Here is a 13,041-nt window from a genome sequence, read left to right on the forward strand (position 1 = left end):
TTTTAATGTCTTTTTCAATGTTTTTTAAGCATAAAAAAAGCGCCGTTTAAAACGGCGCCTTTGCTGGTTTAACTTAACCTAAAAATTAAAAATTAAAAACTAAAGCTTAGTTTTGCATAGTAACTACGGCCATCAAAACCGTATGGTACTGCACGTAGCGGGTATTTAAATGCCCCATTTGAGATCGCATTTAGTACTTCATCATCACCTAATTCATCCGGTGTTTCATCAAATACGTTGTCTGCTCCAACCGATAACGAAAACATCTCATTAATTTCATAGCTTACGTTTAAATCTACGAGTACTGCAGTCTCTACGGTACTCGTCGCTTTAAACGAGCCATCTGTTGCAAGCTCAATATGGTCATTACCAAAGTACTTCACATCAGTTTCGCCAAAGTAATTAAAGCGGATCATTGCGCTGTAGGCATCACGCTCATAATCAAAGGTAAGCGTCGCACGTTCACCCGGTTGTCCGTCGGTTAAAAAGCTACTTTGAATGTCATCAAGTGCTACACTTTTTGGAATGCCGGGAGCTGCATTCACACTATCAATTTGAGTTTCGTTTAAATTACCCGCAAACGTAGCAGAAAAATTACCGTCATATAAATCAGTGCGGTATGACGCAATAATGTCCACACCTTGAGTGGTTGAATTCACTGAGTTTGAAAAGTAATTCGCCTGCACCGCACCCGTTGCTTGCAGAGCAGCAACCGCCTCAGGACTAAACGCCACATCATCAGCCGATAACAAGCTGCCTAATGTAATACGGTCTTCAATTTCTACACGGTAAAAATCCACCGTTAACGATAAATCACTGGTCACATCGTAAACAAAACCGGCACTGTAGTTAGTTGATGTTTCAAGCTTTAATGTATCAACGCCTAAAGCAGCAGGAAATGCAGAGCCCGTTGTCGCAGTAAACGACTGACTTAACGTGCCGTCAGACCCTAAGTTAGTGGTAAACGCAGTGTAACCACTTTGCTGTAATGATGGCGCTCTAAAGCCCGTTGATAACGCACCACGTACTGCAAAGTCATCATTAAATTCATAACGTGTTGCTACTTTACCTATGATGTCGTCACCCGCATTCGAAAAATCTTCATAGCGAAGAGCACCGCTCACATTCCATGCATCGCTTAACATGGTTTCTGCATCTACATATACTGCGTAACTATCACGATCGCTTTTGTTTGAAGCTTCAGGACGAAGACCGTTATAAGCTTGAAAACCACATTGTGCAAATTGACTCGGATCGTTCACCGATGGGTATGAGGTATCCGTGTTGGCTGCTCCACATGCGTATGATGCCACCTCACCTGGTACAATTTCATAGTTTTCTTTACGGTATTCAGCGCCAATTGAAACATAAACAGGCTCACTGCGACCAATATCAACAATTCCGTTTATATCTGCATTAAACGTTGTTTGATCAAATCTAAAGCCACCCGAATAACCCTCTGTTGGGCCAGCATTCGCGGCTATATCGGCATCGCTTGCACCCGGATTATTAAATAAATACTCCGCCGCGTATGACGCATTTAAAGTATTTCGTGAGGTAAAATCGTATTGATTTTCACCGTAAACAGCAGAAACATCGTAGGTCCAATCAGAGTTAATTTCACCTTTAAAACCAACTGCTACCGAAATATCTTGTGCTTCATTGTCGATTTGCGGTAAAAAACCATCGCTGTAAACTTGCGTTACGTTTTTAGACGCTTCATTAAAGTTACGGTAAAAGCCGTTGCCTAGTGCCGTGCGCTCAGAGTAACCACCAAATGAGTAAAGCTCTCCTTCACCCATTGGCAGGGCCATATTGTAAAATACCGAAGTGAATTCACTCTCTGCATTACCTTGTCCCCAACGTACTTCGTCAGATAAAGTACCTGGTGCAACATTAAGTGACCCACCCGTATCTCGCTCTGCGCGGTTAGTTTTATCTGCATCACGGTACTCAAGCGATAAATTTATAAAACCGCCCTCATTACCTAATTCAAAACCACGGTTTAAACCGGCTGAAATTGTTTCTCCATCACCTTCTGCCGTTTCGCCATATTGTACGTAACCGGTGGTTAAATCTGTTGAATCATTAAGTGATAAGTTGATAACCCCTGCAATTGCATCAGAGCCATACTGAGCCGCCGCACCATCACGTAACACTTCAACACCTTTTAAAGCAATTAGTGGAATCGCATTCATATCAGTGCCGGCAGAGCCACCGCCCACAGTGCTTGTTAAACCAAAAATAGATTGATTATGGCGGCGTTTACCGTTTACTAAAACCAGCGTTTGGTCTGGTTGTAAGCCGCGTAATGTAGCAGGGCGAAATAAATCAGAGCCATCAGAAACCTGTGTTCGCGAAAAGTTAAATGACGGCGCCGTTGCCTGTAAGCTTTGCCCAAGTTCGGTAAAGCCGCCTTTGTTTAAATCATCTGCGTCAATTAAATCAATAGGTGATGATGACTCAGTGGCTGTACGGTTTGAAACTCGCGATCCTAAAACAGATATTTGTTCGATATTTTTTTCAGCTTTAGTTGGCGCTTCTTGTGCATTAACCATACTTGGCGCACTAAAGGCAAAAGCAACTGCTACAGCCAAGGTGTTTAAACGATATGTTGACATAATGATGACCCTGTTTTGTGTATTCTTATAATGTGTGTAGGGTATATGCATGTATCCCCTTGCCAACATCCTAGCAACATACACAAACAAAAAGAAACAAAAAATTTGACAAAATTGGCATAAGAATGCAAATAACTTTAAAAAAAGGAAAATAACACCTTTAAAAGCTCAAAATACGCCCAAATTAGCAATTTAATATCTCACCCACAGAAGTTAATGCAATGTTAACCATAAGGATTTTCTTTATAATTATTAAAAACATCAACGTTGTATGTTTTTCATACCGCACTGAGCGTAAAACGTACTTACAATAACGTTTTATACGGTTTTTATTAGACTAAAGTAGATAATAAAAAATAAGAAAGGGAACTCAGAAGAGATTATAAATAGGTGGTTGTGTAGAACAGCCCGTTTATTATACGTTATTTTATATAGGGCCTATTTAAGATGTATAACTATGCCAATCAAATTCACTAATAACATGGCAAAGTAAAGGGTCTACGCCTTTTGAGTCACAGTATGCACGTAATTGCATGGGGGGTTGCTCGTCAAAAATAATTTGCCAAACTATATACAACATGTGATTAAACAGAGTTAACTCATTATCATCAGTGCCATCTAAATCGTGGCAACTCATTAATAAGTTACATATTTTTGTGTCGTATCCCCATAACTTTAAAACGTAGGCAGAAATAAAATTGGCACTTACGTATCCATCGCTGATGGTTTGCGCATGCTCATCTGACACATCGCTTTGAGCTTGAGATAATAAAATGATCTTGCCGACAAAACTCAATAACGCCACTGAAAATAACAATTCTTGATCATGCAAGTTAAAACCAGCCAGCTTTGCAAAATCCTTAACACAACTAGCGTAATTCGCCGCTATATTCAATTGCTTTTCATGCACATCAACAGGAATAGACGATTCAAAGTTTTTAGCAACCAATAAAGAGGTGGTGATAGCCATTAATATCGTGGTACCGAGCCTCGAAACAGCCTCATCTATTGACGATGTTGGCCTTACAAAACCAAGATAAGCGGAGTTTGCAAGTTGTAACAATTTAGCCGTTATTATTGGCTCTTGAGAAACAACATGGGCAATATCATGTAAATCAAATTCATCGCTTTGTACTAAGTCTCTGAGCTCTTTTAAAATAAGAGGATAAACAGGAAAACTGATCATAGCCCCTAACTGTCTACGCACATTATAAGCAAAAGGCAATGACTTTAACGCCGCCACATTATTAAAAAGTGCAGCTATGTCTGCCTCATTAAACGGTTTAGCAAGATAAGCATGAACAATATTAGGTTGTTGTATCATAGTACTCAACCTCATATCACCGGTAAGTAATGCTCTAACCGGATAGGGGTTCTTTGAAGAGCATTGCTCTAAAATATCCAGCCCATTCATTTGCGGCATTAAATAATCACTCAATACTAAATCAACGTCTTTTATGGCACTTAAAAGTTGCCAAAACTCATCAATATCCGCAGTCGTTATGATATCAACCTCTGGGAATACTCGATGAATAGTTCTTTGCAATACTTTTAATAAAAAAGCATCGTCATCTAAAATGATTACTTTAATCGCTTTCATTTAGCACCTTGAGTGTTTGCATGGTTTAAATAATTACAAAAATCATCTGATTCTAAAGGCTGCGAATAGTAATAACCTTGTATGTAGTCACAGCCTAATTTTTTAATTACTTCGCATTCAAAGGCAGTTTCTACTCCCTCAGCTATCACTATAAGGCTGAGATCATGAGACATACGCGTAATATTACGAATCATACTTTGCATCGCTAAAGACGATTCAATATCAGTAATAAGCGCTTTATCCAGTTTAACCCCATCTACTGGCAGTTTAGAAAGGTAACCAAGTGATGAATAACCCACGCCAAAATCATCAATCAATAGCTTAACCCCTAACTTTTTTAACCTTTTTAATTGTTGTTCGCAAGCAGAAAAATCTTCTATCAAATAGGTTTCTGTTAACTCAAAAACCAACTGTGATGACTCTAAACCATTGCAGCTTAAACATTCCAGCACATAGTCAATCAAACCGGGATCATCTTTTAATTGCCTAGCAGATAAGTTAATAGCCAACACGTTCACACCTATATTGTTATCACCCCAATATTTTAGCGTTTTACAGCTTTGAGAAATAACCCAACGCCCTATTGGTATTATCTGGCCATCACATTCAGCAATCGGAATAAAATGAGCAGGAGGAACCCAACCATATTTACTTGGCTCATACCAGCGAATGAGCGCCTCAGCACTGTGTACTTGTCCTGTTTCAATGTTAACTTTTGGCTGAAAACGTAGTGACAGTTCATCTTTATTTACCGCGATTAGTAATAAACGGCTTAACTCAAAATTCTTTCTATAGTCGGCTACTAGCTGAGGATCAAACCGGGAAAAAATACGCTGCTGCTCACCTAATTGATAATTCAACGTCAACTGCATCTGATTTACGAGTTCTTTTCCTTCTAAATTATCCTCAGGAAACAAACCATACACACCATATAGCTGCACATGAGCGTCAATATATTTTCTGGGTAGAATTTTATTTAACTGCTCAATCGCTTTATTTAAATCACTTAAAACTTCACTATCAGATTTAATTTCCGGAACAAATAATACAAATCGATCGGCGCTCTTATGAAAAACTTTGACAGATTTCTCCGATACGCTTTTTAACACTTTCAAAACCAATTTTATAAGGTGGTTGCCATCTTCTGCACCTAGCAAATCATTAATTAATTGAAACTGGGCAATACCTATATAAACTAAGGCATAACATTTTTTATTCGCTTCACACAGCGTTAAATGGTGATAAAATTCAGACTCGTTGGTTACCACCGACTGTGTTCTAGTAAGTTGAAAAATGTTACTCATGCTATTTGAGTTGCTCGATAATTTTAAGAGTTGAAAATAATCATCATTTAAACAACGCTCTATCATAACTTCTTCGTTTTTAGCTAGATCAGAGGCGTGTGCATAATTAATAAAAAGTGTACTGCTTTTCTTATCAACAAATGACTGACTTACTGATTTGTTTTGAGCTGTATCTAAATAAGCGAGGTGTTTATTTTCATATAAATGAATATCTGGAATAATTTCAGCTGCAGGTGCATTAAAACGATTTATAATACCGTTATTGTCTATTTCTATTAAGCCAGACATACTGCCCATTAATAATTGATCTCTTACTCTTTTTGCTCGGCGCTGTTCATATTTAACTTTCGCTTCGCTGATGTTCTCAAGTAACTCACTATCGACCCATGGCTTTTCTAAAAAACGAAATACTAACCCCTGATTCAGTAACTCAACCACAGACTTAAAATCAGCATACCCACTCAGTACTAGGTTTACACTATCAGGCCAGCGACTTTTAACTTGGCGTAATAAATCAGCGCCGTTCATTTCTGGCATTCTAAAATCAGTAATGATTATCTCAATTTGATTAGCCGCTAATATTTCAAGTGCCTCAAAACCAGAGGATGCCGTCAGCACATCATAACCAGAACGAGCAAGTACTCGCTTTAAAGATTTCAATACATTGAGTTCATCGTCTACTAATAAAATTCGCAAAGCCACTATCTACACCTCAAAATGGGGTTGTACTCTTGCTAACTTGATTGTTCTTCTAAGTACCCTTTGCTAAGCAACCAAAAATGTTCACATCAGCACAAGTATGTTGTATCTAACTACATACGCAATAATGCCACTTAGCTGTAACTGTCTATCTAACTGATACCTTTTCAGATCACCTATATTGGTTTAAGGTTTCTATCATTAATAAGTGATTGCAATCACTAGATACAACTTAAACAAAAATGATACTTTTTAAAAATAAGCCATCCAGTTCACTTTATATAATAATAGTCTAGAATAAATTCTAAGTGATTATTTTTAGTTAAAAACATCCAGCGTTGTGGCTATTATTACCAAGGGGCATCTATGTTCGCCATTGAAACTTTTCACACTCACGGCAGCGATATAGATAAATTTATCAAACCTGTAAGTCAGTTTACAAACAACAGTCCCGATTTACTGCTCGGGTTTGCTACAACCGATACCATTAAATATCTTTATAATAGCCAGCCCAACGTGATAAAAAACACTCAAAATTGCTTAATCATCTCCTCCTGTCTTGGCTCATCAACCGAAAAAAATTTATCGTTAAATGAGCAAAGTATTAGTTTATTCTCTATCAAAGACTCAACGGGTCATTATGGAATTGCCAGTTGCAATACAACTAATAACCTAAGAGAAAATGCAGCTAACACTGTACTCCGAGCTATTGCTAATGCAGGCCAAACAGGACTCGCCCCAAAAATGGTCTGGTGCTTTCAAGTCCCAGGGAACGAAGAACTAGTGCTACAAGGAATCCAAGATGCTATTGGGCAGCGTATACCTGTTTTTGGAGGAAGTTGCGCTGATAACGACATTTCGGCAAAGTGGTGTTTCAGCGATACTAAAAATGTATACCAACAAGGTTTTATCATTGCGGTGTTATATCCGTCTGTAGAAACATTCGGCTTTTATAGTTCAGGCTACGATATAACCAACCAGCAGGGCATAGTTACCAATATTGAAGGACGTTTATTAAAAACAATCGATAATCAGCCCGCTTTTGATGTTTATAATCAATGGCGTAAAAACCTAGGGTTTGGACAGTTAAAAGCGGGAAATATACTTGCCCAATCAGCAATGACCCCGCTATCAAGAGCTTTTGCTTCAGATGATGAAATCCCACGATTATTGTTAAGTCATCCAGCTATAGCAAAAAATGGATCGTTAGAATTATTTTCTAACCTACATGTTGGCGATACGGTTTACCTTGCCTCAGGAAGCCCAGAGCAATTAATAAAGCGAGCTGATATGGTTGTCACCTCATTAACTAAATTGGCAGAACTCCATGCTATAAAAAATATTACCGGTGGTGTTATTATTTTTTGCGGTGGTTGTATGCTATCAATTAAAGAGGCAATGCACGAAGTAAAGCAATCTATTGAAACACAACTTCCCACTATTCCGTTTATTATAGGCTTTACTTTCGGGGAGCTCGGGACATTCAGCGATGCGACCAGTAAACATGGTAACTTAATGATCTCATGCGAAATTTTTGGTGACCCAATATGAGTAACAATGAAATACTGTTAGAAAAGCTACACTTATTACAAGTTCATAATTTAGCACTTGAAGAAAACCGTGCCTTTAATAGCTTGATTTTAAATGGTCTAGATATAATCTTAAAAAACGACAACACAGAAACCTTACTCACTGAGTTTTTTGATATTTTGCATCAGGCCATTGCCTTTTCTGCGGCTATTTTAATTAAAATAAATCCAAAAGATGTAATGGCTACGTTAATTACAGCGTCGCATCCGAATAGCGATGCAATAATTACCCAGCTGGAAGTACTTAATAGACCCGATAGAAATATTAAAAATATATTTAACTTACATCAACTCCCTAATTGGCAAGTAACCGACCCTTTTTGGCATTCGCAATATGCCATGCTCACCACTCCAGTAAATACAAGTACAGAGAGCTACCAGCTCTATATTTTTTCTGAAAAAATTGGCGCGTTTAATCAGCACGATATTACTTTAATGCAGCGCTTTGTCAGTTTTGCAGGTAATACGATTTCACAATTTGAAAAACGAAACTTACTTGTTAAACAAAAAGAAATGGAGGAAAAACAAAATAACATCGAGCAAGTGTTAATTAACTCTGAAAAAATGGCTTCGTTAGGGCAAATGGCAGCAGGCGTTGCGCACGAAATAAATAATCCTTTAAGTTACATAGTTAGTAACATTCAAAATTTGGCATACAACCTTGAGCAATTTAGCCATTTCATTAACGCTCTTAAAACAGAGAGTGTCATAACGCAGCAAACATTAGCAGATTTGTTACAACATTTTCAATTTGATGGATTACAATCAGACTCAAGCGATATCATTGCTGAAATGACTGAAGGGGCTGATCGTGTTAAAGAGATTGTTCAAGGGTTAAGGCAATTTGCTCATCCAGATCAAACTAAAATTGGCGATATAAATATAACTGAGCTTATTGATAATACATTACGTGTTGCCTGGAGCGAAATTAAATACAGTGCCAAGGTCGAAAAGCACTACAATACAGAACCAATCATCATCACTGGTCGTTCGACCCAACTCTCCCAAGTGTTTTTAAATTTATTTTTTAACGCCGCTCAAGCTATTTGCGACAAAGTTGGGGTGATCACTATTACTACTAAAGCCGATAAAAAAAATGCCTATATAACGATTGCCGATAATGGTAGTGGAATTAAGGAGGACAAATTAAATAAAATTTTTGACCCTTTTTTTACTACAAAACCAATTGGCCAAGGCACAGGGTTAGGGCTTGCTATAAGTAAAGCAATAATAGAACAACACAGTGGCCTAATTAGTGTTAAAAGTAAGATAAATCAAGGCACTATTTTTAATATTACCTTACCTAAAAAACCAATATTAACTGACGATGCATTGAGTATTTTAAATGCAAAAAAAATCGCTAAAGAGTGAATTTTTAATACATTATCAGTTGTTTACAGCCAAAGCTTAGACTAAATTAAACTTATAATTATGTTGGTGGTAAGAAGATAAATGACAGACATTGCCCAATTAGAACAGCTAAATCAACAGCCTCCGAGCATCTTATGCTTGGACGATGAAGCTAATGTACTCAAATCTTTAGTACGCTTACTTCGTCAATATAAATTTGATGTGAGTGTTTCAACCAATGGCCAAGATGCACTTGAAAAAATGCAAAGTAAAGAGTTTGACGTCGTAATAAGCGACATGCGCATGCCACACATGAGCGGGGCAGAGTTTTTAGCCAAAGCCAGAAAGCTCGCCCCCGATAGCCAACGCATTTTGTTAACTGGCTTTTCCGATTTAGAGTCAACAATCAGTGCGGTTAACGAAGGGGGTATTCATGCTTATGTGCAAAAACCTTGGCAAAATGATCACTTAGTAAGTGTAATCCAGTCAGGCGTAGAAAAATTTAGACTAAAAAAGCAAAATGAAATTTTACAACAGCATGTAAAATCTCAGAACCAGCAACTAAAAGAGCTCAATACTAATTTAGAGCAGCTGGTCGATAAACGAACAAATCAAATTAGAAGTGTATTAAAAAAACTAGAAGTCGCTAATGAAAGTGAAAAAAGAGAGCATCAATCGACTGTTGAACTGCTTTATAATTTTATTAATGCAAATCCGTATCTCGATGGTAAAAGAGCAGAGAACATTGCCGGCACATGCACGCAAATAGCGCGTTACCTTAATGTATCGCAAAGAAGTATCACGCTTGCGCCTATTGCAGGATATTTAGCTCAAATTGGTTTACTTGCAATGGATCCTGAGCTTTACAACAAACCTATTAACGAACTTAATGAAGTACAGCGCAAAACGTTTTACACCCACCCGAGTATTTCACAATTAATGCTCATGCCAGCGACTCACTTGAGCGATGTTTCTGATGCAATTTATCACCAGTTCGAGCGATACAACGGCCAAGGTATCCCCAAAGGACTTGCTAAAAACGATATTCCAATTGGTGCTATGGTGCTCAGCGTAGCTCGCGATTACTGGGAGCATTATGAGCAAAGCGATCCATTACTTACAACAAAACAACGCCATGAGGCGGCGCTCGGTAATATTAAGGCCAATAGTGGTAGCTTATATCACCCGCGTATTGTCGATGCACTTGAAGCAAGCCATACTAAATTAATTACCTCTGATAGTTCTATTGGCTCAATTAAAATAATTTGCGCTCAAGAGCTTGAAGAAAATATGACACTGGCAAACTCACTACACAGCCATACAGGCATTATGCTTTTACCCAAAGAGCATGTTTTCAATTCAAAATCGATTGTTAAGCTACAACAACTTGAAGCCAAAAAGCCGACTCCGTTTAGAATTATGGTTAAAACGGCTAAATGATTGATCTAAATTGCTCTTTTATTCGTTACAATGGGCTTAAATAAATTAATAACTTTGCTTGAAGGAGCACAACGTGTCGCGATTTTCTGCCGTTACCGATAATCCCCACGACGGGCGTTTTAACCAAAAAACGGGAATATTACTGACCAACTTAGGCAGCCCAGATGCCCCCACAGCAAGCGCATTACGTGTTTACTTGCGTGAGTTTTTATCTGATCCACGCATTGTAGAAATTCCACGCATTGTGTGGATGATAATTCTCCATGGCATTATCTTACGCATTCGTCCAAAACGCTCAGCTAAGTTATATAAGAGTATATGGACCGAAAATGGCTCGCCGCTAACTCATATTACGCGCCAGCAAAGCCTTAAATTAAATGCCTTATTAAAACAGCATGGCTATACCAACACCGAAGTGGTTATGGCGATGCGCTATGGTAACCCATCAATCGAAGCGGGCCTTGAAGAGCTTAGAGACAAAGGTTTAACCCGTATTATTGTGCTGCCACTTTATCCGCAGTATTCAAGCCCAACTACAGGCTCTACGTTCGACGCAGTTGCCAATGTATTAAAAAAATGGCGCTGGGTACCAGAGCTGCACTTTGTAAACGGGTATCACAAAAATACAGCGTACCTTGAGTCACTCGCTAATAGTATTAGTGAAGATTTAGAAAAACATGGAATGCCACAAAAAATGGTGTTTTCATACCACGGTATGCCTAAACAGTTTTTAGATAATGGCGACCCTTATCATTGCCTATGTCAACAAACAACACGATTAGTGGTTGAAAAACTAGGGCTAGACAAAGATAAAGTGATCACTACTTTTCAAAGTCGCTTTGGTAAAGCTGAATGGTTAAAACCATATACAGATGCAACTCTTGAGAGCTTACCTGGCGAAGGAATTAAAGATATCGCAATTATAAGCCCTGCATTTAGCGCCGACTGCCTAGAAACACTTGAAGAATTAGAAGGTGAAAACCGCGAAATTTTTGAAGAAGCTGGCGGCGAGAAATACCGATACATTGCAGCTCTAAACGATCGTGACGATCATATAGACGCCATGTTCGATGTATTAAAGCCAATGCTTTAAAGCAAAGGTTCGAGGTTTCAGGTTTCAGGTTTCAGGTTTCAGGTTTCAGGTTTCAGGCAGACACTAGCCAAGCGCGGTGGTTGACGGTAGGTGGGAGTTTACCTCGCGCACACAGTGCTAAACCCGTTGCTCGACACCCGATACCCGTACTTAATACCTAATTTAGCGCTTACGTGTCACTATTAATGTGATTGCCCCGGCTATTATTCCCCAGCAGGCAGAGCCTACCGACCATAAAGTTAAATCTGAGGCAGTGACTAAAAAAGTAATGATAGCCGCTTCAGTATATTCAGCACTATGCAAAGACTGCTGTAAACTATTGGCAATAGTGCCAAACAAAGCAATACCCGCCAACGCTAACACCAATGCTTGTGGCAAGCTTGCCACAATTGCCACTAACATAGCCGCACATAGCGCCATAATTATATAAAACACGCCACCAGCAATACTTGCCCAATAACGTTTATCAGGGTCTTTATCAGCCTCTTCGCTCATACAAATAGCCGCTGTTATGGCTGCTAAATTTATGGAATAAGTGCCAAAGGGAGCCGTCATACAATTTATTAACCCGGTCACAGTTAATGACGATGATATAGGCGCTTTATAATTATGTGCTTTCAAAATAGCGAAACCGGGTAAGTTTTGTGAGGTCATAGTTACTATGTATAAAGGAATGCTTATACTTACAAATGCCTGCAAACTAAAGCTTGGCGCTATATATGCAAAACTACTGGCTTGCCAATGCACGGTACTGGTATCGATATTACCCACATACCAGGCTAAAAATATACCCGCTAGCAACACACTTAGCATCGCAAAACGGGCAAAAAAGCGCTTACCAATAAAGTACACCACCACCATTAAACCAATAACTAATGGCATATCGTTCATAAAGTTAAACACATCAATGCCAAATGTCACTAATACTCCCGCTAACATGGCACAAGCCAGTTCACTAGGAATACGGTTCATAATTTTTTCAAACCACCCGGTTACTCCCGACACCAGCACCAAAAAGGCTGAGAGCATAAATGCGCCCACGGCTTCATGTAAGCTATAGCCTTGAGCACTTGAAATCAGTAGTGCAGCCCCTGTGGTCGACCATGCAATTAAAATCGGCACTTTATAATAAAACGACAACACAATAGAGGTACTGCCCATTACCAAGCCCAGCATTAATATCCAGCTTGCCACTAGGTCAGGTGTGCCACCTAAAGTGATCACCACTTGGTAAATCAATGCTATCGAACTTGAAAAACCAATAATAACGGCAACAAGTCCCGCCATAGTGCGACTAAGTAATTGATCAGTCCCTGCCATAATTCCCTCATTTCATGCTTTAACG

8 protein-coding genes are annotated in these 13,041 nt (G+C 38.8%); 4 read left to right on the forward strand and 4 right to left on the reverse strand.

All coding sequences use genetic code 11. The features are described from left to right. Window positions 1-92 precede the first annotated feature (92 nt). The 3 genes from FHG08_RS15625 to FHG08_RS15635 form a co-directional block, all read right to left on the reverse strand. Window positions 93-2,621, reverse strand: a complete 2,529-nt coding sequence (locus FHG08_RS15625; protein ID WP_178956991.1) for a TonB-dependent siderophore receptor — start codon at window positions 2,619-2,621, stop codon at window positions 93-95. Window positions 2,622-3,063: 442 nt separating this feature from the next. Further along, window positions 3,064-4,221 carry an HDOD domain-containing protein gene (locus tag FHG08_RS15630; protein WP_178956992.1) on the reverse strand — a complete coding sequence of 386 codons (1,158 nt, stop codon included), beginning with the start codon at window positions 4,219-4,221 and terminating at the stop codon, window positions 3,064-3,066. After that, window positions 4,218-6,227, reverse strand: coding sequence for an EAL domain-containing protein (locus tag FHG08_RS15635; protein WP_178956993.1), 2,010 nt, complete (start codon window positions 6,225-6,227; stop codon window positions 4,218-4,220). The genes FHG08_RS15630 and FHG08_RS15635 overlap by 4 nt, the downstream gene beginning before the upstream one ends. Before the next feature lie 363 nt (window positions 6,228-6,590). On the opposite strand from FHG08_RS15635, the gene FHG08_RS15640 reads away from it, so the two are divergent. From FHG08_RS15640 to hemH, 4 genes are all read left to right on the forward strand, one after another. Next, complete coding sequence (locus FHG08_RS15640) at window positions 6,591-7,775, forward strand: FIST signal transduction protein (protein WP_178956994.1); 1,185 nt, start codon at window positions 6,591-6,593, stop codon at window positions 7,773-7,775. Then, window positions 7,772-9,184: a sensor histidine kinase gene (locus tag FHG08_RS15645; RefSeq protein ID WP_178956995.1), complete on the forward strand. Its 1,413-nt coding sequence runs from the start codon at window positions 7,772-7,774 to the stop codon at window positions 9,182-9,184. Before FHG08_RS15640 ends, FHG08_RS15645 begins: the two co-directional genes overlap by 4 nt. A gap of 81 nt (window positions 9,185-9,265) precedes the next feature. Further along, window positions 9,266-10,603 (forward strand): HD domain-containing phosphohydrolase, encoded by a 1,338-nt coding sequence (locus tag FHG08_RS15650; RefSeq protein WP_138605720.1) that lies wholly within the window; start codon window positions 9,266-9,268, stop codon window positions 10,601-10,603. 73 nt (window positions 10,604-10,676) lie between these two features. Beyond that, complete coding sequence (hemH, locus tag FHG08_RS15655; RefSeq protein ID WP_178956996.1) at window positions 10,677-11,696, forward strand: ferrochelatase; 1,020 nt, start codon at window positions 10,677-10,679, stop codon at window positions 11,694-11,696. Between the two features lie 162 nt (window positions 11,697-11,858). On the opposite strand, the gene FHG08_RS15660 is transcribed toward hemH, so the two are convergent. After that, the gene (locus FHG08_RS15660; RefSeq protein WP_178956997.1) at window positions 11,859-13,016 is read right to left on the reverse strand and encodes a benzoate/H(+) symporter BenE family transporter; all 1,158 of its coding nucleotides are present in this window, start codon (window positions 13,014-13,016) and stop codon (window positions 11,859-11,861) included. Between the last annotated feature and the right edge of the window lie 25 nt (window positions 13,017-13,041).

This window comes from Pseudoalteromonas sp. Scap03, from assembly GCF_013393115.1.
Lineage (GTDB): Bacteria > Pseudomonadota > Gammaproteobacteria > Enterobacterales > Alteromonadaceae > Pseudoalteromonas.

What these genes read in the sequence shown, in the direction of transcription:
- FHG08_RS15625 (WP_178956991.1), bottom strand. Translation starts at nt 2,621, where the DNA reads ATGTCAACATATCGTTTAAACACCTTGGCTGTAGCAGTTGCTTTTGCC.
- FHG08_RS15630 (WP_178956992.1), bottom strand. Translation starts at nt 4,221, where the DNA reads ATGAAAGCGATTAAAGTAATCATTTTAGATGACGATGCTTTTTTATTA.
- FHG08_RS15640 (WP_178956994.1), top strand. Translation starts at nt 6,591, where the DNA reads ATGTTCGCCATTGAAACTTTTCACACTCACGGCAGCGATATAGATAAA.
- FHG08_RS15645 (WP_178956995.1), top strand. Translation starts at nt 7,772, where the DNA reads ATGAGTAACAATGAAATACTGTTAGAAAAGCTACACTTATTACAAGTT.
- FHG08_RS15650 (WP_138605720.1), top strand. Translation starts at nt 9,266, where the DNA reads ATGACAGACATTGCCCAATTAGAACAGCTAAATCAACAGCCTCCGAGC.
- FHG08_RS15660 (WP_178956997.1), bottom strand. Translation starts at nt 13,016, where the DNA reads ATGGCAGGGACTGATCAATTACTTAGTCGCACTATGGCGGGACTTGTT.